This is a genomic window from Bradyrhizobium sp. LMG 9283, from assembly GCF_045571415.1.
GTDB lineage: Bacteria > Pseudomonadota > Alphaproteobacteria > Rhizobiales > Xanthobacteraceae > Bradyrhizobium.
Genome location: NZ_CP120691.1, coordinates 7721496 through 7742863, shown reverse-complemented (window position 1 = coordinate 7742863; position 21368 = coordinate 7721496). Strand labels below are relative to the sequence as shown.

Genomic DNA, 21368 nt, shown 5'->3' with positions numbered 1-21368 from the left:
TCGCGGCCAGACGATGATTGGCATGCGCCTTGCTAATAGCCTGCTCGCAGAACGGAACATTATCAGAAAGGCGTGTGATGAAGTTGCAGCCTGCGCAGCATGGCCTGGCGCGGCCCGCTCCGTCCGACGTGGAGGGCGTCAGCGTCGATGCGCGCCTGGCCGCGCACGCTCCCGGGAGGGCGGCCGTGATGCCGCTGTCGGCGGGCGATTCCCTATATTTGCTCCGGATCATCCAGCTCGCATTCTTCGTTCCTGAAATGGTCAAGGCGTTTCGGCAGCCCATGCAAGGCGCAGTGCCTGGGGGCGACGTTGGTGGCGAACTGGTCGGCCGGCTCGGCCTGCGTGGCCCGTCGACGCCGAGCCTGTGCGATCGGCACGATGCACTCCGCGTGATTGGCAAGAGACCGGTCCGTTTGGTCAAGATCGATCGCATCTCGGTACCGGTCGTTCGGCCACACGCCGGCAGCACTTGGGTCGGCAAGTGCATTGCCTCTCGATACACCAAACGGAACATCGCATCATGAAAACAGCGATCCGCGTTGTATCCGACGGCGCCGAGCGGGTGACGTGCAAGCTAGGCACGGCCTCGGAAAGTCTCGACGTATTCCGTAGCGGATTGACGAGTGCGTTCGCCAAGCGCGCCTTGCGCGATGGCGACGAGCTTGCAAGGAACTATCCGAATGCCACCGCGATGTTATCGAATGCCGCTGCTGCCGCTGGCAGCCAGAGAAGCGGCGCTCGGACGCAACTGTACGGACTCGCGAATCTCAGCGATCCCGAGCGCAAGCTGATAGGCGAAGTGCTTGGAGAAGGTGAGGTCGCCGGTGTGGTTGCGCTGCCAGATGGCTCTTTGGCGCAAATTCGGGAGTCCGTGCTTGCGGGAATCTGGCGCGTGCGCATCGGGACCGAGCCGGCGCACGAATATGTTGAGGTCGGAGCGATCCCGCAGATTGTGCGGCGCGCCGCAACTGACCTGACGTCCGCCGATCTTGTGATCGGCGCGGCGCCTGACGGCGCGATGAACGTGAAACCGGTGCTGGCGGAAATACGCGAGCGGGCGCGCGTGTGGCGGCTTGGCATGCACGCGCATGTCGTCAATCTCACATTGCTGCCGATGAGCGTTACCGACCTGGAGTTTCTGCAGCAAAGCGTGGGCAATGGCCCGGTCCAACTCATCTTCCGCGGCCACGGCACGTGCCGAGTGCAGGCGACCGGGATCAGGAACGTCTGGTCGGTGCAGTTCTTCAATTCTACGGACAACATCATCCTTAATACGCTGGAGGTCGGCGGCGTGCCGATTATTGCGTTGGCTGCCGACGAGGACTTCCAGGACTCTGCTGAACGCATGCAGGAAATTATCGAGGCGTACTTCACATGAAGAGCTTGGAGAACGTTCGGCATCGGGTGGGATCCCGCAGACGGGGCGCGCACAGCGACCGCCGCATATCTTGCGCGGTATGATGGGGAGCGGTGCGCATGAGCCTAGCTGCCCGCAACAAAATCGATGTCACCGTATCGCTTGCTGCCGACGTAGTCGCCGCGGTTGAGATCCTGCCGCGAGTCCGGCCGCCACTGGCGCGGCTGTTCGCCGGCAAACAGGCTTCGTCACTGCTCAACGTGCTGCCGCGGCTCTTCGCGTTGTGTGCCGCTGCGCAGCAAACCGCACTGCTGTCCGCGATCGAGGCGGCGCGCGACGAAGCGATCACCCGCGCAACAAAACAGCATCGGATTGCGCTTATCGTTACCGAGCGCATCGCGGAATTGCTACGCGGCCTCTTTGTCGGACATCTTACGCAAGACGTCGCCAGTGCGGAAGTCATCCGCTCCCTGATGCGGGGAATGTCAGCGCTTGTTGGCAGCGCACAGCCAGCCTGGGGCTCCGCTCAACGCGAAGCGACAGCGCGGATTGTGGGTGCGCTGGCCGCGCTCGGCATGCCGAATGAGGGTGGCGCGCTGAGGTGCGGTAGCCCATTGTCGCGTCGCATTGCAGCGATTGATGAGATCGACCTAAAGCCAATTCCGGCGGAGCACTCGTTCCTGTCGGTTGCCGACGACCGCAATATCATTAAACGGCTGCTCGCGGATGACGCGACATTTTGCTGTTGTCCCGATCTTGACGGACGTGCGCCCGAGACGGGTCCATGGGCGCGCCAAATAACGCGTGATCGGCTCTCGCCGAGCGCATCCGGCGCGGCCGAGCGGCTGAAGGCCAGAATTGCTGAAATCCTCCGGCTATGCGCCTGGCTCAAGGCCGGTGCTCATATTGACTCGGCGGAGCATGGGATTATCGAAAGCTATAAAGTAGGACCCGGCCGTGCAGCGGCCGCGGTCGAATGCGCCAGGGGGCGTCTCTACCACGCGGTTGAACTTGATCCTCAGGGCCGGATATCCCGCTTCGAATTCCTTGCGCCGACGGAGTGGAATTTCCACCGGCGCGGACCGCTTGTCCGGAACCTGCAAGGCGCGGTGCTGAGGGCTAGACGACGTCGGGATGCAGTCGATGCGGTGATTGCATCGCTCGATCCGTGTGTCGCGTTCACCCTCAATTTTCGCGAAATTGGCGATGCATGAAATGGCGATTTGTCTTGGCATCATTCAAATCGTCGAGGAGGAGGTAGGTCACCGATCGTTTTCGCGGGTGCGGAGCGTCTGTCTAGAGATGGGAGCGCTGAGTCATGCCGCGCCTGAAGCGATCAAGTTCTGCTTTGCTATCGTTGCAAGGCGTACCGTTGCCGAGGGCGCAGTCCTTAATATCGTCGAACTGCCAGGTGTTGCCTGGTGCATGAGTTGTTCGAAGAGCGTCGAAATTGCACGGCGCGGTGAGTGCTGTCCTTGCTGCGGCAGCTATCAGTTGCAGGTAACCGCGGGCGAACAGATGCGCGTGAAAGAGCTGGAGATCGATTGATGTGTACCGTTTGCGGCTGCGCCGAAGCGACGCCGTTAACTAAACGCGCGAAGGCGCATGATGCGGAGAGCCATGAGCGATACGATGCCCATGTGCAGGACGATTGCGATCGCCATTGTCGCCATCCGCATGGCGACCAAGACCCGCAGCGCTCAAACCATGCTGGCGATGGTCATACTCGCCATCATCGCTCTGCCCATCACCAGGCTCATCGGGTGCAGGCGCTTCTGAGCGGCGGCGCCGGGCCGGCTGGCTTGAAGGTTGGGGGCATGAGCAGAGAGCGGGTCATTCAGGTCGAGCGCGATATTCTTGGCAAGAATAATGGGATTGCGGCGGACAACCGCGCGCTCTTCGTAGCCGATGACCTCCTTGTATTTAATCTTTTGTCCAGTCCCGGTGCAGGTAAAACGACGCTCCTCGTCCGCGCCGTGTCCGAACTCAAGCGTAGCCGCCCGGTCGGGGTCATCGAAGGCGACCAGCAGACCTCCAACGATTCCGAACGCATTCGGGCTGAAGGCGTGCCAGCCATTCAAGTCAATACCGGCAAGGGTTGCCATCTCGATGCTGCAATGATTGGCGAGGCCTATCGCCGCTTGCCGCTGCTCACGGGCGGTATTCTCTTCATCGAGAACGTCGGTAATCTGATCTGTCCTGCAGCCTTCGATCTTGGCGAGGCTTGCAAGATCGTAGTGTTGTCGATTACCGAAGGTGAAGACAAGCCGCTCAAATATCCTGATATGTTTGCCGCTTCTTCGCTCATGGTGATCAACAAGATTGATCTGGCGCCGCTGCTTGAGTCCGATTTGGGCAAAATCATCGAATACGCCAGACGCGTCAATCCAAAGATCGACGTGCTTGTAGTTTCGGCTCGTACCGGAGAGGGTTTCGGCGCGCTCTACGCCTGGATCGATAGACAGGCGGGGCATCAGAGGCGCGCCGTAGAGGACACAAGGCGATGAGCGCTGCAACCACCTGCGACCGAACACGACTGCGCGTGCGCGTGAGCGGGGCCGTGCAGGGGGTCGGCTTTCGTCCTTACGTCTATGGACTCGCCATGCGGTACGGATTAGCGGGGTTTGTCATCAATGGCCCCGAGGGCGTTACGATCGAGGTCGAGGGTCACCGTGCGTCGGAGTTTGTCGCCACGTTGCCGCTCGAGGCGCCGCCATTGGCACGCATCGACCACATCTGCGTTCGGGAGACTGCGGCGCTCGCGGCGAAAGAGTTTTCGATCGGCACGAGCGAAGGCGGCAAATTGTCAACGCAGATCGTCGCTGATGCCGCGGCCTGCCGGCAATGCCTCAGTGAGCTGTTCGATCCAGAAAATCGGCATTACCTTTACCCCTTCATCAGTTGCTGCCATTGCGGCCCGCGCTACACCATCGCGGAACGGCTTCCGTACGATCGCCGCAACACCGTCATGAGGGCTTTTGGGCTGTGCGCCGCCTGCGCGGCCGATTATGCCGATCCAGCGAGCCGCAGATTTCATGCGGAGGCAATCGCGTGTCCGACATGCGGTCCTCGGCTCAGCCATGGGATCAGCGCCATTGTCGCAGCAATCGCGGGGGGACAAATCGTGGCGATAAAGGGGCTGGGCGGGTACCAGCTTCTTTGCGATGCGCGTAACCAGGACGCCGTGCAGCGTTTGCGCAGGAGAAAGCATCGCCTTCAGAAGCCGTTCGCGGTTATGGTCGATTCCATAGAGCGCGTCAGCGACATCGCGGAGGCGAACGCGTCCGAGCTTGCGCTGCTCGAATCCGTAGCACGTCCCATCGTTCTTCTGCCTTCGCGCAACAATCTGGCGCCCGCTATAGCTCCTGGTTTATCGCGTGTGGGTGTCATGCTGCCTGTAGCGCCGCTGCATCACCTCATCTTTCACGCGCTTCGCTCGGCAGGAGCATGTGCGGGGGCCGGCCCGGTCATCGTGGCCACCAGTGCCAATCTTTCCGGCGAACCGCTCCTGATCGACAACGCGCAGGCGCTGCGGCGGCTCAAGGGAATCGCCGATCTTATCGTGACCCATGATCGCGATATCCTGACGCGTGCTGATGACTCCGTGGTGTCGGTGGTGGCTGGCCGGCCGCAATACATTCGTCGTGCCCGTGGCTATGTTCCCGAACCGATCCGGCTTGCGAAGTCTGTGCCGCCCGTGCTCGCCGTCGGCGGCGCACTGAAATCGACCGTGACCATCACGCGGGACAACCAAGCGTTCGTCTCCCAGCATATTGGCGATCTGGATACGGCCGACGGCATCCGTGCGTTCGAGGAGACGATCCGACACCTCACATCGAGTCTTGACGTGGAGCCTGTCGTCGTCGCCCATGATCTGCATCCCGATATGGCTTCTACCCGGTTTGCGGAAGCAAATGGCCGCGCACTGGTCGCTGTCCAGCATCACCACGCACACGCTGCTGCAGTGATCGCCGAGCATGGCCATGCAGGACCTGCGCTTGCCCTGGTGCTCGATGGCCATGGCTTTGGCTCCGAGGGCGGTAACTGGGGTGGCGAACTATTGTTGTGCGAAGGGACGAGCTGCCGACGCATCGGGCACTTAGCGCCCCTGCAAATGCCTGGTGGAGATCGTGCAGCCCGCGAGCCGTGGCGCATGGCGAGCGCAGTATTACACTGGCTCGGCCGGGGTAACGAAATCGGGCCGCGCTTTACGGCGCAACGGCAGGCTGGATGTGTGTCGGCCTTGCTCAATCAGCCGGGCGGAGCCACTACGACCAGTGCGGGCCGGTTGTTCGACGCGGTAGCGGCGCTGCTGGGGATTGCGAGTTTGCAGAGCTATGAGGGCGAAGCGGCGATGAAGCTCGAGGCGCTGGTGCGGCGGACTGCGATTCTCGAAGCCGGCTGGACGATCGATGGCGGCGTGCTGTCGCTTCGTCCGCTGTTTGCGCGGTTGATCGCAGATGACATTGACGCCGCGGGCGGAGCCGGGCTGTTTCATGGCACCTTCGCTGCCGCCTGCGTTGACTGGGTCACGCGCTCTGCGCGGACAACCCGCGTTAATACCGTCGTCCTGAGCGGCGGCTGCTTCCTGAACGCGGTCCTGGCGGACGAAATCCCGCGCGGTTGCAGCGCTGCCGGCCTTATCCCGCTGGTGCCGCGGCGGGTGCCGCCCAATGATGGCGGTTTGAGCCTTGGCCAGGCCTGGATTGCCGCTCTGCAGATTGCTCAACGGTCGTCCGCCTGGGGAGGAACAGCCTGATATGTGTCTTTCGGTTCCGGCAAAGATTGCGAAAATTCTTCCCAATGACATGGCCGTCGTGTCCATCGATGGCATCAGCCTGGAGATATCGATTGCTCTCATCGACGAGCTCGAGGTCGGCGATTGCGTCCTTGTCCATGTCGGCTATGCGCTGGCCAAGATCGATCCGACGGAAGCCAAGCGCACGCTGGAGCTCCTGCAGGAGCTAGGCAGCGCAGGGGAACGCCGATCATGAAATTTTCCGACGAATTTCGCGACAAGACCATTGCGCAGGGACTTGCGCGTGCGATTGACGCCGAGGTCAGTTCGCAAAGAACCTATCGGTTCATGGAATTTTGCGGCGGACACACTCATGCGATCTCCCGCTACGGCCTGGAGGATCTGCTACCCGCGAACGTCCGCATGATCCACGGGCCCGGTTGTCCCGTCTGCGTTCTGCCCGCCAGCCGAATCGACATAGCGATCCGGCTCGTCGACCGACCAGAGGTCACTCTGTGCGTCTACGGCGACCTGATGCGCGCGCCTGGGTCGCAAGGACAGTCCCTGTTGCGAGCTAAAGTGCTCGGCGCCGACATTCGGATAGTCTACTCGACGCTCGACGCTATCCGGCTCGCCGAACAGGCGCCGAGCCGCGAGGTGATCTTCTTTGCCATCGGATTTGAAACCACGACGCCCCCGACGGCGGCCATGATCCGAATTGCCGAGAAGAAGCGGCTGAAGGGCCTCAGCGTGTTCTGCAACCACGTGCTTACACCCTCTGCGATGCACAGCATTCTCGAGAACCCGAAGATCCGCAACACCGGCGGGGTCCCAATTGACGGCTTCATCGGGCCTGCACATGTCAGCACGATTATCGGTACGCAGCCCTACGAGCCCCTGGCGGAACAATTCGGCAAGCCGATCGTGATCGCGGGATTTGAACCCCTCGACGTGATGCAGGCGATCCTGATGCTGGTGCGGCAGGTGAACCAAGACCGCTACGAGGTAGAGAACCAATACAGCCGTGCAGTGACACGCGAAGGCAATCGGCGCGCCAAGGAGGAGGTATCGCAGATATTCGAAGTGCGTGAGCAGTTTGAATGGCGTGGGCTCGGACTCGTACCCAACAGCGGACTGAAGCTGAAGCGGGCTTACGCGCAATTCGACGCCGAGACGCGTTTTGCGATCCACGACCTGCGCGTCGCAGACAATCCGGCGTGCGAGTGCTGCGCGATCCTGCGTGGCGCCAAGCGGCCGGTCGATTGTAAGCTGTTTGGAACCGTCTGCACGCCGGAAACTCCCATAGGGGCCTGCATGGTGTCATCGGAAGGCGCTTGTGCGGCGTATTGGACCTATGGCCGAGTTCGCGATGAACAGTTGAGGCGGACGTCATGAGCGTAAAGGCCTATCAACGCAAGCTCGACGTCGAGAACGGACGCGTTGATCTTTCCCACGGATCGGGGGGGCGTGCCATGGCACAGCTGATCTCCGGTCTTTTTCACCAAGCCTTTGGTAACGAATGGCTCGCCCGCTGCAATGATCAATCGGCGTTTGACGTTGCGGCAGGCAGGATGGTGATGACGACCGACGGCTATGTGGTCTCGCCGCTGTTCTTTCCCGGCGGCAATATCGGGTCACTGGCGGTGCACGGCACGATCAATGATGTCGCAATGTCCGGCGCGCGTCCCCTCTATTTGTCGGCCAGTTTTATCATCGAGGAGGGGTTCCGGTTTTCCGATCTGAAGGCGATCGCGGATTCGATGGGCGCGGCAGCGCGCGGGGCGGGCGTTTACATCATTGCCGGAGACACCAAGGTCGTCGAGCGCGGCAAGGCGGATGGTCTGTTCATCTCTACGACCGGCATCGGGATTGTGGCCGATGGGCTCGATCTCTCCGCCGACAAGGCAAGGGTCGGGGACCGTGTGCTGGTGTCCGGTAGCCTCGGCGATCATGGGGTCGCGATCATGTCAAAACGTCAAAACGTCGCTTTTCAAACCGATATCGTCTCGGATTCCGCAGCGTTGCATAATCTCGTAGCGGTTATGGTTGCCGCCGGCGGTGGCGGCATCCGGGTGATGCGCGACCCCACGCGCGGTGGGCTCGCCGCGACCCTCAACGAGATTGCGCATCAATCCGGCCTCGGGTTCCGTCTGCAGGAAGCAACTATTCCCGTGAAGCCCGCGGTTGCGGCTACCTGCGAACTCCTTGGACTCGATCCGATCCATGTCGCCAATGAGGGCAAGCTCGTTGCGATCGTCGCGCCTGATTTGGCCGATGCCGTGCTTGCAGCCATGAAGGCGCACCCGCTCGGGTCCGATGCAGCTGATATTGGCGAGGCGGTGGCTGACGATCGGAAATTTGTGCAGATGGCGACCGGTTTCGGCGGCCGACGAATCGTCGATTGGTTATGGGGCGAACAATTGCCTCGGATCTGTTGAACACGCTGCGCATCGTCCATCTTTTTTGGAAACCAAACTTATGATCAATGGTCATTAGCCATGAGCCATCAGCTCTGGAAACGATCCCTTCTATGGGCAATCCTGCCAACCGGCACACTGCGACTTCGCTCTTTAAAGAAATTCCGGCGAGGCTGGATTTCGGTTGTTAGCTTTTCCACGAGCCGAGAACGCAATTCGAAATGACTCGGCACCCGTGGTTTGAAATCCTGCGAAGCTTGTCAAATATCGCTGAATTCCTGCGCCCTTTTGACGGCTGCGTCGCAATATCGCTGCGCGCTTTGGATTAGAAAGGCGGTCCAGGCAGGGAGTTTTCAAATGAAGGTCGGAGTCCCCAAGGAAATCAAGGCGCACGAATATCGCGTGGGCCTTACCCCGGGAGCTGTCCGCGAATACGTGGCAGCGGGCCACCGCGTGATGATCGAGACCAATGCCGGCGCTGGCATTGGCGCAACCGATGACGATTATCGCAATGCTGGCGCAACGATTCTAACTTCCGCAGTTGAGGTATTCGCATCGAGCGAGATGATCGTAAAGGTTAAGGAGCCTCAGCCGTCCGAATGGTGTCAGCTGCGGGAAAATCAGATCCTGTTCACTTATCTGCATCTGGCCCCCGACCCGGATCAGGCCAAGGGCCTCCTGAAATCTGGATGCACCGCGATCGCCTATGAGACCGTAACTGATGCGCATGGTGGTCTTCCACTGCTGGCGCCGATGAGCGAGGTCGCGGGTAGGCTTGCGATCGAAGCGGCGGGTAGCGCCCTGAAGCGGAGTGCAGGCGGACGAGGGCTGTTGATCGGTGGGGTGCCCGGTGTTCAGCCGGCCCGAATCGTGGTGATCGGAGGTGGCGTCGTTGGTACGCACGCCGCACGCATGGCGGTTGGTCTGGGCGCAGAGGTGACCATCATCGACCGTTCGATACTCCGGCTCCGCGAGTTGGACGAGCTATTCGAAGGACGCGTTCGCACCAGGTTTTCGACCATCGACTCCGTGGAGGAAGAGGTATTTGCGGCGGATGTGGTCATTGGTGCGGTGCTCGTTCCAGGTGCGAGCGCGCCGAAGCTAGTCCGCCGGAGCATGCTGAGCTCGATGCGCAAGAGGGGGGTGCTTGTGGACGTCGCTATCGATCAGGGCGGCTGCTTTGAGACATCGCACCCAACCACTCACGCTGATCCAACTTACGAAGTGGATGGCATCATTCATTATTGCGTGGCCAATATGCCTGGCGCTGTGCCGCTGACCTCGAGCCAGGCACTGAATAACGCGACGCTGCCGTTTGGTTTGGCTCTGGCCAACAAGGGTTTTTCCGCCGTGCTCGAAAATCCGCATTTGCGCGCAGGGCTCAACGTCCATCGGGGCCGGCTAACCTACAAAGCGGTGGCCGAAAGCCTCGGGCTGCCCTTCTCACCGATCGACCAGGCTGCGGCCTGATCCCAGAGGCCCTTATGGGCGTTTCCTCCCTGACTTAGGCCACCCTTCGGGGTGGCTTTTTTTCGGCTCCATCGATCTGCTGACCGCCGCCAGCATTTATTTGGCACGCGGAGCGAAGCGGAGGATCACCAGACGAAGGCCTGGCTTCAGTCGCCCGCATGATGCGAGACAATGTGCTCTCGCCCCATACAGCGCATTTGAATGCCGGTTTGCCAGGTCATCCAAGGCCATTGAGAATGCGTCCCGCGGGGCCCAGCGGACCCGCAATCACCGGAGCGACTTTATCTGCCGCCGCGACCTTTTCTGATTGGCTGTGGAGACGCCGGACCGCACCGGTGATGACTGCGCCGGTTGTTCATCGTGGTGCTGTCGCCGAAGCCGCCGCTGTCCGGTGAGTGGAACCAACAACATGCGGCTCGGGGTCGACCTGACACACCGGCGGAGAACTTTGTGAAGTCGCTCGGCGCTTCGATCTTAGCCGCGGTACGGTGGCCTTTGGGAAGGATCGCAGATCGTTCCCTGAGGTTGGCGAACGCGGTTCACCTGATCGGCTGACTGCCGTGAGATCGACCATGCGTAAACCACGGCATCGAGATCAAGCTGCTGTCATGCCCGTTGTAGGATTTGCGACACCGTGTCGAGGCGGCGAGTCGCGTTATCTAAAATAGCCCAGACGAATCAAGGTTAAACCGTCTGGCACAAGGCTTGAAAGCAAGAAACTGTCCCGCACCTTTTGCTCATGGAAGCGCAGTCATGGCCTACAAGATAATCGCATCCCAGTGCACCGTCTGCGGTGCGTGTGAGTACGAATGTCCCAATGCCGCGATCAGCCTGAAGAACGACATATATGTGATCAATCCGACCCAGTGTACCCAATGTGAGGGGCATTTTGACACGCCGCAATGCGCCGTCGTTTGCCCGGTGCCGGACACCTGCGTGCCAGCATAGGTGGAGTAGCCGATGAGAGGAGCTCCGGCGCGAAACATGATGAAGACGCTATCGACAGCCACCGCCTTTTGGATCCGTCTCCTGTTTCTCTCACTCGCTGGCCCAGAGTTGGCTGTGACTTGCGCGATCCGCTCGGAGACATTGCGGTGCAATCCTCGCCGGCGGGAGTTGTCCTTGCGCGAGTGGAGCGGGCAATGGTAGCTGTACAAGAGACGGTCGAGCGCGTCCGGCGCATCGACGTCGACCAATATCGATATGGGTTTGAAACCCTGATCGACTCCGACAAGGCCCCCAAGGGGCTGTCGGAAGACACCGTCAGCTTCATCTCCGCAAAGAAGAGTGAACCGGCCTGGATGCTGGAATGGCGCCTGGAGGCGTATCGCCGCTGGCTGACCATGACCGAACCGACCTGGGCGCGCGTCGACTATCCCAAGATCGACTTCCAGGACATCTACTATTACGCGGCGCCGAAGCCGAAGAAGACGGTCACTTCGCTGGACGAGATCGATCCGGAGATCCTGAAGACCTACGAGAAGCTCGGCATTCCCTTGCGGGAAGTCGCCATGCTCGAGGGTATCGAGCCCAAGGTGGGCGAGCAGGATCCGGCGCAGCGCAAGATCGCGGTCGACGCGGTCTTTGATTCGGTCTCGGTTGCGACCACGTTCAAGGCCGAGCTGAAGAAGGCCGGCGTGATCTTCATGCCGATTTCGGAGGCGATCCGCGAGCACCCTGAGCCGGTGCAGAAATATCTCGGCTCGGTTGTCCCGACCTCCGACAATTTCTATGCGACTTTGAACTCGGCGGTGTTCTCCGACGGCTCGTTCGTCTATGTGCCGCCGGGCGTGCGCTGCCCGATGGAGCTGTCGACTTATTTCCGCATCAACGAGCGCAATACCGGCCAGTTCGAGCGCACGCTGATCATCGCCGACAAGGGCTCCTACGTCTCCTATCTCGAAGGTTGCACGGCGCCGCAGCGCGACGAGAACCAGCTGCACGCCGCCGTGGTCGAGCTCGTCGCGCTCGACGATGCCGAGATCAAATATTCGACGGTGCAGAACTGGTACCCGGGCAATTCGGAAGGCAAGGGCGGCATCTACAATTTCGTCACCAAGCGTGGCGACTGCCGTGGCGCCAACTCCAAGATCTCCTGGACCCAGGTCGAGACGGGTTCGGCGATCACCTGGAAGTATCCGAGCTGCATCCTGCGCGGCGACAACTCCCGCGGCGAGTTCTACTCGATCGCGATCTCGAACGGCTTCCAGCAGGTCGATTCGGGCACCAAGATGATCCACCTCGGCAAGAACACGTCGAGTCGCATCATCTCCAAGGGCATCGCCGCCGGCAAGTCGCAGAACACTTATCGCGGTCTCGTCACCGCGCACCGGAAAGCGACCGGCGCGCGCAACTTCACCGCCTGCGACTCGCTGTTGATCGGCGACAAATGCGGCGCGCACACCGTGCCGTACATCGAGGCCAAGAACTCCTCGGCGACGTTCGAGCACGAGGCGACCACGTCGAAGATCTCCGAGGACGTGCTGTTCTACTGCATCCAGCGCGGCCTCTCGCAGGAAGAGGGCGTCGGCCTCGTCGTCAACGGCTTCGTCAAGGATGTTCTGCAAAAACTGCCGATGGAGTTCACAGTTGAGGCGCAGAAGCTAGTATCGATCTCACTCGACGGATCTGTCGGATAACAAAACCTCCCGCGAGCCCTCTCGAATGCGGCTCGCCAGATGACGCGTTTCAGGGATCAGATCAGAATGGCGCTACTTGAAATCCGAGATTTGCAGGTCGGTGTCGAAGACCGCGAAATTATTCGCGGCCTCGATCTTGACGTCAATGCGGGTGAGGTGCACGCGATCATGGGGCCGAACGGCTCAGGCAAATCGACGCTCTCTCATGTCATCGCCGGCAAGCCCGGCTATGAGATCAACGGCGGACAAATCCTGTTCAGGCGCGAGAACCTGTTGCCGATGGAGCCAAATGAACGCGCCGCCAAGGGCGTGTTCCTGGCGTTCCAGTATCCGGTCGAGATCCCCGGCGTGACCACCATGAACTTCCTTCGGGCGGCACTGAACGCCCAGCGCAAGGCGCGCGGCCAACAGGAATTCTCCACCCCGGAATTTCTGAAAAGAGTCCGCGAGGTGGCCGGTTCGCTCAACATTCCCAAGGACATGATCAAGCGTGGCGTCAATGTCGGCTTTTCCGGCGGCGAAAAGAAGCGCAACGAAATTTTGCAGATGGCGTTGTTCGAGCCGAGTCTGTGCATCCTGGACGAGATCGATTCCGGCCTCGACATCGACGCGCTGCGGATCGTCGCCAGCGGCATCAACGCCTTGCGTTCGCCGGAACGAGCGATGATCGTGATCACCCACTATCGGCGGCTTCTCGACCATATCGTGCCGGACATTGTGCACGTGATGTCGAAGGGGCGGATCATGAAGAGCGGCGGCAAGGAACTCGCGCTGGAGCTCGAGGCTTGTGGCTACACCCAATTTGAAGAGGCGGCCTGACGGCTCTAGGAATCCCCGATGAAGCAGGTTTTGGCCAAAGCCGAGGCCGAACGCGCAATGGGCAATGTTTTCGCTGCGGCGCGTGGACGGCTGCCTGGTGCAGGCCCTGTCCCCCAAATCCGGGCGAGGGCATTCGAGCTCTACGAGCGTACCGGCCTCCCGCATCGGCGCATGGAGGATTGGAAATACACTGATCTGCGCGCCCTGATCGGCGAGGTGCTGCCACTCGCTCCGCGACCGGATGCGGAGGCGCTGGTGCGCGCAAAGGTGTCGGCCAAGCAAGTGGCTGCCGATCAGGCGGTCAAACTGGTTTTGGTGGATGGCATATTCGCGCCGGAGCTATCCGATTTGGGCAGGCTGGAAAATGAAGTCGTTGTGCGGTCGCTGCAAGAGGTTCTGGAGAATTCGGCCACTGCGGCCATGGCCGGTCTGGTGCTGTCGACGACGAGCGATTCGGCCATCTCGCTCAATGCCGCAATGGCGACAGATGGCCTGGTGATTACGGTCGCCGATGGCAATGCGGTGAAGTGTCCAATTCAAATCGTTCACGTCGCAACCGGACTGTCGGTGTCCACCTTTACACGCTCCTACCTGCAGCTCGGTAAAGGAGCGCATGCTGCCATCGTGGAAAGTTTCGTCCCGGCTGAAGGCGCGAGCGGCTATCAAGCCAACGATGCGATAATCGCCCTGGTTGGTGACGAGGCGAGCCTTTCGCACATCCGCGTGGCAGCCGATGCCTCTGACGCCGTGAACATCTCATCGGCGATCATCGCAGTCGGCGCCAGGGCTAAGCTCGACCTCTTCGGCATGACCTGCAGCGGCTCCATCAGCCGCTATCAGGGATTCATCACGCTGGCCGGCGAGGGAACCAAGCTCTCGGCGAATGGGGTTAATCTCATCAGGGACAAGCTGCACGCCGACACAACGATCGTGGTCGACCACGCCGTGCCATATTGCACAAGTCGGCAGAAGTTCCGCGCGGTCGTCGACGATTGCGGCCGCTCGGTGTTTCAGGGCCGAATCGTCGTTCGTCCCGCCGCCCGGAAGACGGACGCCGCCCTGACGACGCGAGCGTTGCTCCTATCGGACCAGGCCGAGGCCGACAATAAGCCCGAACTTGAAATCTTGGCTGACGACGTGACCTGCGGCCACGGAGCGACTTCGGGTGCGCTGGACGACACTCTCGTATTCTATCTGCGCGCTCGGGGGCTATCCGAGAAGGATGCGCAGATGTTGCTGATTAAAGCGTTCCTTGGCGAGCCGATTGAGGAGATCACTTCCGAGAATCTACGCGATTTTGTGGCAACGCAAGCTGAACACTGGCTGCAGGCGGTGCGATGAGCGCACATCCCGCCGTGAGCAATGGTAGTTACGAGGTGAACCGTCTGCGTTCGGACTTTCCTGCGCTGGCCATGATAGTGTACGGCAAGCCGCTTGTTTACCTGGACAACGCTGCATCCGCGCAAAAGCCCAACGCGGTGCTTGACCGTATGATGCAGGTGTACTCCAGCGAATACGCCAACGTTCATCGCGGCTTGCACTACCTCGCTAACGCGGCGACCGAGGCGTATGAAGGCGCCCGTACCAAGGTGGCGCGGTTTGTGAACGCGCATTTAAACGAAGAGATCATCTTCACCCGGAGCGCCACGGAGGCAATCAATCTGGTCGTCCAGACTTTTGGCCGTGAACGCATTACTCCGGGTGATGAGATCGTTCTCTCGATTATGGAACACCACTCCAACATTGTGCCATGGCACCTTCTCAGGGAACGACTCGGTGCAGTGATCAAATGGGCGCCAGTTGATGATGACGGAAATTTCTTGCTCGATGATTTTGAGCGACTGCTGACCCCGCGCACCAAGATGGTTGCAATCACACAAATGTCGAACGTGCTCGGCACGGTGTTGCCGGTGAAAGACGTGGTGAGGATTGCGCATGCTCGTGATATCCCGGTGCTCGTCGATGGCTCGCAAGGATGCGTCCATCTGAGCGCCGACGTCCGCGACATTGATTGCGATTTCTACGTTATGACGGGCCACAAACTCTATGGTCCTACTGGGATCGGTGTGCTTTACGGCAAGTCTGAGCATCTGGCATCGATGCCGCCCTTCAATGGCGGCGGGGAGATGATTCGCGAGGTCTCGCGTTCCGGCGTCATTTATGGTGATCCGCCACACCGGTTCGAAGCGGGTACGCCGCCGATCGTCGAAGCCATCGGTTTAGGCGCGGCTATCGATTACATCAATTCGATAGGCAAGGTGCAGATCCGCAGGCACGAGAGCGTACTGCTCGCTTACGCGCAGGAGAGGCTGGCGGACATCAACTTCGTGCGCATGATCGGGACTCCGGCCGAGAAGGGACCGATCATTTGTTTTGATATGAAGGGTGCGCATGCGCATGATATTGCCACCGTCGTCGACCGCGCCGGTGTAGCGATGCGGGCGGGGACCCACTGTGCGATGCCGCTGCTCAAGCGCTTCGGCGTGCTGGCGACGTGCCGTGCGTCCCTCGGACTTTACAATACACGTGAAGAGATTGATGTGCTCGTGAGTGCACTTATCAAGGCGCGGCAGCTGTTCTCGTGATTCGGCGAGCCTACGACGTCCAGGTGGCGAGGCAGCTCGCATTGAGGTCTGGAGGATGAGGTCATGCACCTCATCGTCATCGCAGCAGGTAAGCACCTGTAAGTCTCAGCAAGCATAGATAGCATTGGCAAGCCTGTGTCGGCCAGCCGGCCTTGCTGCCGGTCTTCCTGTGCGGCCGCCTTCGGCGAGCGCGATCGCAGAGTACTGCGATCGCGGACACGCTCGAGAATTGGGCGGGCAATTTCACGCATAGCCAGCCCTTGTTCCATTTCGAACAGGGCCAAACCAAGAGTTCTCTGCGCAAAGCGTGATGTCGGCTTCGCAACAACACCCCCTGTCACCGCGCGAGGCGCGCTAAGCGATTTTTATTGCTGTGTTTTTTGTGCTCACGCGACGCTGGCATGCTGGTTGCAAAAGTCTTGGTCAAGAAGCCGCCCTTGCAACAGCTAACCTTTGAAGGACATCAGATGAGTCTCGCCACGACCCAGAGCATCGCAGAAATCAGGGCTCGCAACAAAGAGCTGATCGAGGAGGTGCTGAAGGTCTATCCGGAGAAAACCGCGAAACGGCGTGCCAAGCACCTCAACGTTCACCAAGCCGGCAAGTCAGACTGCGGGGTGAAGTCCAACATCAAATCCATACCTGGCGTGATGACGATCAGAGGCTGCGCCTATGCAGGGTCAAAGGGGGTGGTCTGGGGACCGATCAAGGACATGGTCCATATCAGCCATGGCCCGGTCGGCTGCGGTCAGTATTCGTGGGGCTCGCGACGCAACTATTACGTGGGCACGACGGGCATCGATAGTTTCGTGACCCTGCAGTTCACTTCCGACTTCCAGGAAAAGGATATCGTATTCGGTGGCGACAAAAAGCTGGTCAAAATTCTTGACGAAATCCAGGAGTTGTTTCCACTCAACAACGGCATCACGATCCAATCGGAATGCCCGATCGGACTGATCGGTGACGACATCGAGGCCGTGTCAAGAGCGAAATCCAAGGAATATGGCGGCAAGACCATCGTGCCGGTCCGCTGTGAAGGCTTTCGGGGCGTGTCGCAGTCACTAGGCCACCACATTGCCAACGACGCAGTGCGCGATTGGATTTTCAACCAGGTCGAGTCCGACGGCAAACCAAAGTTCGAGCCGACGCCGTACGATGTTGCGATCATCGGCGACTACAATATCGGAGGCGACGCCTGGTCATCACGAATTCTGCTGGAGGAGATGGGCCTGCGGGTGATCGCGCAGTGGTCCGGCGACGGTTCACTGGCTGAGCTCGAGGCAACGCCGAAGGCGAAGCTCAACATTCTGCATTGCTACCGCTCTATGAACTACATCTCACGCCACATGGAAGAGAAGTTCGGTATCCCGTGGTGCGAGTACAACTTCTTCGGACCTTCAAAGATCGCAGAGTCGCTGCGAAAGATTGCAGGCTATTTCGACGACAAGATTAAGGAAGGCGCCGAGCGGGTGATTGAAAAGTACCAGCCGCTGGTGAACGCCGTGATCGCAAAATATCGCCCGCGTCTGGAGGGCAAGACGGTGATGCTGTACGTCGGCGGGCTCCGTCCGCGTCATGTGATTGGCGCATACGAGGACCTCGGGATGGAAGTCATTGGCACCGGATACGAATTCGGTCACAACGACGACTATCAGCGCACAGCTCAGCACTACGTAAAGGACAGCACGCTCATCTACGATGACGTCAATGGCTATGAGTTCGAGCGCTTCGTCGAAAAGCTCCAGCCTGACCTTGTCGGCTCGGGCATCAAGGAAAAATACGTTTTCCAAAAGATGGGTGTGCCGTTCCGGCAGATGCACTCCTGGGACTATTCGGGTCCATATCACGGCTATGACGGCTTTGCGATCTTTGCGCGCGACATGGATATGGCCGTCAACTCGCCGGTGCGGAAGAAAACGAAGGCCCCTTGGAAGGAAGCTTCGAGGGCTAAGCTCCTGGCTGCAGAATAAAGCAACTCATCTCGCTCTCTGGGAAAGCCGGGGCGATACCAATCTCGATAGTGAAGGACTTCAAAAATGGCGCAGAGTGCCGAACACGTGCTCGATCATCTCGAACTGTTCCGCGGTCCAGAATACCAGCAGATGCTGGCCAAGAAGAAGATATTCGAGAATCCTCGCGATCCCGCCGAGGTCGAACGTATCAAGGAATGGACGAAAACGGCCGAATATCGGGAAAAGAACTTTGCGCGGGAGGCGCTAGCGGTAAATCCGGCCAAAGCCTGCCAGCCACTCGGCGCCGTATTCGCCTCTGTTGGCTTTGAGGGCACGCTGCCCTTCGTCCACGGCTCGCAAGGCTGCGTGGCCTATTACCGCAGCCATTTGTCGCGGCACTTCAAGGAGCCTAGCTCCTGCGTCTCTTCGTCAATGACGGAAGACGCTGCCGTATTCGGCGGCCTGAACAACATGATCGACGGGCTCGCGAACAGCTACAACATGTACAGACCCAAGATGATTGCGGTCTCCACGACCTGCATGGCCGAGGTGATCGGCGATGATCTCAACGCCTTTATCAAGACGTCGAAAGAAAAAGGCTCGGTTCCGGCGGACTTCGACGTGCCATTCGCCCACACGCCGGCGTTCGTCGGCAGCCACGTCACTGGTTATGACAATGCGCTCAAGGGCATTCTGGAGCATTTTTGGGACGGCAAGGCCGGAACAGCGCCGAAGCTGGAGCGCAAGCCGAACGCAGCGATCAACATCATTGGTGGGTTCGATGGCTATACCGTCGGAAACCTTCGCGAGATCAAGCGCATCTTGGCGTTGATGGGCATCCAGCACACGATTCTCGCCGATAATTCTGAAGTCTTCGATACTCCGACAGACGGCGAATTCCGGATGTATGACGGTGGTACGACGCTGGAAGATGCGGCCAACGCGGTTCACGCCAAGGCGACAATCTCCATGCAGCAGTGGTGCACCGAAAAAACGCTGCCATTCGTGGCTGAGCATGGCCAGGACGTCGTATCCTTCAACTACCCGGTTGGCTTATCCGCAACTGATGACTTTATCGTCGCACTGTCACGCATCAGCGGCAAGGAGATTCCAGAGCAACTCGCGCGGGAACGTGGCCGTCTGGTCGACGCCATCGCTGACTCCAGCGCGCATATCCATGGCAAGAAGTTCGCGATCTATGGCGATCCGGATCTTTGCTATGGGTTGGCTGCGTTTCTGCTCGAACTCGGCGCCGAACCGACCCATGTGCTGTCCACCAACGGCAACAAGGCGTGGCACGAAAAAATGCAGGCGCTGCTTGCAAGCTCGCCATTTGGGCAGGGCTGCCAAGTCTATCCGGGCCGAGACCTCTGGCACATGCGCTCACTCCTGTTCACCGAGCCGGTCGATTTTCTGATTGGCAACACCTATGGCAAGTATCTGGAGCGTGACACTGGAACGCCGCTGATCCGCATCGGCTTTCCAGTTTTTGATCGGCATCACCATCACCGCTACCCGCTATGGGGCTATCAGGGCGGCCTGAATGTGCTGGTGAAGATCCTGGACAAGATCTTCGACGAGATCGACAAGAAGACCAACGTTCTTGGCAAAACTGACTACAGCTTCGACATCATTCGTTGATGAGCGACTGTGCGCGTGCCATCGCCCAAGCACTCGACGATGGCACAAGCACACGGCGGTTGACCATGCAATTAGTTTGCGCTGAGAGGAAAAAGGTATGAGTTCACTAGCGGCCACGGTCCAGAATGTTTTCGACGAGCCGGGCTGCGCCAAGAATGGCAGTAAGTCGGAGGCTGAACGTAAGAAGGGCTGCACCAAACAGCTGCAGCCGGGTAGCGCTGCCGGCGGCTGTGCTTTCGATGGAGCCAAGGTTGCGCTGCAGCCGTTCACCGACGTCGCTCACTTGGTCCATGGTCCGATCGCGTGCGAAGGTAACTCTTGGGACAATCGCGGCGCGGCGTCGTCCGGCTCGAATCTGTGGCGCACCGCATTCACAACCGATTTGAGCGAAACCGATATTGTATTCGGAGGCGAGAAGCGGCTCTGCAAAGCGATCAAGGAGATCATCGACAAGTGCGACCCGCCCGCCATCTTCGTCTATCAAACCTGCATCCCGGCGATGATCGGCGACGACATCAACGCAGTCTGCAAGGCAGCATCTCAAAGGTTCGCAAAGCCGGTGATCCCGATCAATTCCCCGGGCTTCGTCGGCTCGAAGAACCTCGGTAACAAGCTCGCCGGCGAGGCCTTGCTCGACTATGTAATCGGGACGCAAGAACCGGACTACACCACGCCGTACGATATCAACCTGATCGGGGAATACAACCTTTCGGGAGAGCTCTGGCAAGTGAAGCCATTGCTAGACGAGCTTGGAATACGGATTCTCTCCTGCATCTCCGGCGATGGCAAATATCGCGAAGTCGCTTCATCTCATCGCGCGCGGGCGGCGATGTTGGTGTGCTCAAAGTCCATGATCAACGTCGCACGCAAGATGGAGCAACGCTACGGGATCCCGTTCTTCGAGGGGTCGTTCTACGGTATTCAAGATTCGAGCGAATCGCTGCGTCAGCTTGCCCGCTTGCTAGTTGAACGCGGCGCGCCGGCAGATCTGCTCGGGCGCACCGAAGCGGTGATCGCGCGCGAGGAAGCGTGGGCCTGGGCTGCGATCGAGCCGTACAAGCCACGATTCGAAGGCAAGAAGGCCTTGTTGATTACGGGCGGCGTCAAGTCATGGTCGGTCGTCGCGGCACTCCAGGAAGCCGGGCTTGAGTTAGTCGGAACCAGCGTCAAGAAATCAACCAAGAAAGACAAGGAGCGTATCAAGGAGCTCATGGGGCAGGATGCCCACATGATCGAGGATATGACGCCGCGCGAAATGTACAAGATGTTGAAGGACGCAAAAGCGGACATCATGCTATCGGGCGGCAAGTCGCAGTTCGTCGCGCTGAAAGCGGCGATGCCCTGGCTCGATATCAACCAGGAGCGTTGCCACGCCTATATGGGCTATGTCGGAATGGTCAAGCTGGTGGAGGAGATCGACAAGTCGCTCTCCAGTCCGATGTGGGAGCAGCTACATCGACCGGCACCATGGGAGGCATTAGCCAAGGCGATGGAGCAGATGCAATCGCCGGTGGCCGCGATCGCCTGCGATCCGGCGCTTGCCGAAACCGCGCGCCGCGCGAGAAAGATCTGCGTGTGTAACACGGTCGATCTGGGCACGATCGAGGATGCAATCTACGCGCACGGCCTGAGGAGCGTCGCAGGGGTCAGAGAGCATACCAATGCGGTCGGTGGCTGCTGCCAAAGACGCATCGAAGGTATCTTGGTGTCCGAGCCATCTGCCATGCGACACGCCGCAGAATAGGGAGGC

The 21368-nt window shown here is 59.7% G+C and carries 18 protein-coding genes; all 18 read left to right on the top strand.

What is annotated here, in order from left to right:
- Nucleotides 1-77 precede the first annotated feature (77 nt).
- Complete coding sequence (locus tag P6U29_RS36035) at nucleotides 78-524, top strand: hypothetical protein (protein WP_407119524.1); 447 nt, start codon at nucleotides 78-80, stop codon at nucleotides 522-524.
- Nucleotides 521-1378, top strand: a complete 858-nt coding sequence (locus P6U29_RS36030) for a hydrogenase expression/formation protein (protein ID WP_407114904.1) — start codon at nucleotides 521-523, stop codon at nucleotides 1376-1378. The genes P6U29_RS36035 and P6U29_RS36030 overlap by 4 nt, the downstream gene beginning before the upstream one ends.
- 98 nt (nucleotides 1379-1476) lie before the next feature.
- Nucleotides 1477-2571 carry a hypothetical protein gene (locus P6U29_RS36025; protein WP_407114903.1) on the top strand — a complete coding sequence of 365 codons (1095 nt, stop codon included), beginning with the start codon at nucleotides 1477-1479 and terminating at the stop codon, nucleotides 2569-2571.
- Entirely contained in the window at nucleotides 2564-2905 is a 342-nt protein-coding gene (hypA, locus tag P6U29_RS36020) for a hydrogenase maturation nickel metallochaperone HypA (protein WP_407114902.1), read from the top strand. Before P6U29_RS36025 ends, hypA begins: the two co-directional genes overlap by 8 nt.
- Nucleotides 2905-3864, top strand: coding sequence for a hydrogenase nickel incorporation protein HypB (gene hypB, locus P6U29_RS36015; RefSeq protein WP_407114901.1), 960 nt, complete (start codon nucleotides 2905-2907; stop codon nucleotides 3862-3864). The genes hypA and hypB overlap by 1 nt, the downstream gene beginning before the upstream one ends.
- The gene (gene hypF / locus P6U29_RS36010) at nucleotides 3861-6116 is read left to right on the top strand and encodes a carbamoyltransferase HypF (protein ID WP_407114900.1); all 2256 of its coding nucleotides are present in this window, start codon (nucleotides 3861-3863) and stop codon (nucleotides 6114-6116) included. The genes hypB and hypF overlap by 4 nt, the downstream gene beginning before the upstream one ends.
- Before the next feature lie 49 nt (nucleotides 6117-6165).
- The gene (locus tag P6U29_RS36005) at nucleotides 6166-6351 is read left to right on the top strand and encodes a HypC/HybG/HupF family hydrogenase formation chaperone (protein WP_407114899.1); all 186 of its coding nucleotides are present in this window, start codon (nucleotides 6166-6168) and stop codon (nucleotides 6349-6351) included.
- Nucleotides 6348-7490, top strand: a complete 1143-nt coding sequence (hypD, locus tag P6U29_RS36000; RefSeq protein ID WP_407114898.1) for a hydrogenase formation protein HypD — start codon at nucleotides 6348-6350, stop codon at nucleotides 7488-7490. The genes P6U29_RS36005 and hypD overlap by 4 nt, the downstream gene beginning before the upstream one ends.
- On the top strand, nucleotides 7487-8533 hold the full coding sequence (gene hypE / locus P6U29_RS35995) for a hydrogenase expression/formation protein HypE (protein WP_407114897.1): 1047 nt from the start codon (nucleotides 7487-7489) through the stop codon (nucleotides 8531-8533). Before hypD ends, hypE begins: the two co-directional genes overlap by 4 nt.
- Nucleotides 8534-8869: 336 nt before the next feature.
- A complete protein-coding gene (gene ald, locus P6U29_RS35990; RefSeq protein WP_407114896.1) occupies nucleotides 8870-9982 on the top strand; it encodes an alanine dehydrogenase in 1113 nt (370 codons plus the stop codon).
- A gap of 753 nt (nucleotides 9983-10735) precedes the next feature.
- Nucleotides 10736-10930 carry a 4Fe-4S dicluster domain-containing protein gene (locus P6U29_RS35985; RefSeq protein ID WP_091881649.1) on the top strand — a complete coding sequence of 65 codons (195 nt, stop codon included), beginning with the start codon at nucleotides 10736-10738 and terminating at the stop codon, nucleotides 10928-10930.
- Nucleotides 10931-11124: 194 nt separating this feature from the next.
- Nucleotides 11125-12621 (top strand): Fe-S cluster assembly protein SufB, encoded by a 1497-nt coding sequence (sufB, locus tag P6U29_RS35980; RefSeq protein ID WP_407114895.1) that lies wholly within the window; start codon nucleotides 11125-11127, stop codon nucleotides 12619-12621.
- Nucleotides 12622-12687: 66 nt separating this feature from the next.
- Nucleotides 12688-13440, top strand: coding sequence for a Fe-S cluster assembly ATPase SufC (sufC, locus tag P6U29_RS35975; RefSeq protein ID WP_407114894.1), 753 nt, complete (start codon nucleotides 12688-12690; stop codon nucleotides 13438-13440).
- A gap of 18 nt (nucleotides 13441-13458) precedes the next feature.
- Complete coding sequence (gene sufD, locus P6U29_RS35970) at nucleotides 13459-14781, top strand: Fe-S cluster assembly protein SufD (RefSeq protein WP_407114893.1); 1323 nt, start codon at nucleotides 13459-13461, stop codon at nucleotides 14779-14781.
- Nucleotides 14778-16025, top strand: coding sequence for a cysteine desulfurase (locus P6U29_RS35965; RefSeq protein ID WP_407114892.1), 1248 nt, complete (start codon nucleotides 14778-14780; stop codon nucleotides 16023-16025). The genes sufD and P6U29_RS35965 overlap by 4 nt, the downstream gene beginning before the upstream one ends.
- A 467-nt stretch (nucleotides 16026-16492) precedes the next feature.
- A complete protein-coding gene (gene nifD / locus P6U29_RS35960) occupies nucleotides 16493-17995 on the top strand; it encodes a nitrogenase molybdenum-iron protein alpha chain (protein WP_407119523.1) in 1503 nt (500 codons plus the stop codon).
- Nucleotides 17996-18061: 66 nt separating this feature from the next.
- Nucleotides 18062-19618, top strand: coding sequence for a nitrogenase molybdenum-iron protein subunit beta (gene nifK, locus P6U29_RS35955; RefSeq protein WP_407114891.1), 1557 nt, complete (start codon nucleotides 18062-18064; stop codon nucleotides 19616-19618).
- 97 nt (nucleotides 19619-19715) lie between these two features.
- Nucleotides 19716-21362 (top strand): nitrogenase iron-molybdenum cofactor biosynthesis protein NifE, encoded by a 1647-nt coding sequence (gene nifE / locus P6U29_RS35950; protein WP_407114890.1) that lies wholly within the window; start codon nucleotides 19716-19718, stop codon nucleotides 21360-21362.
- Nucleotides 21363-21368: the final 6 nt, after the last annotated feature.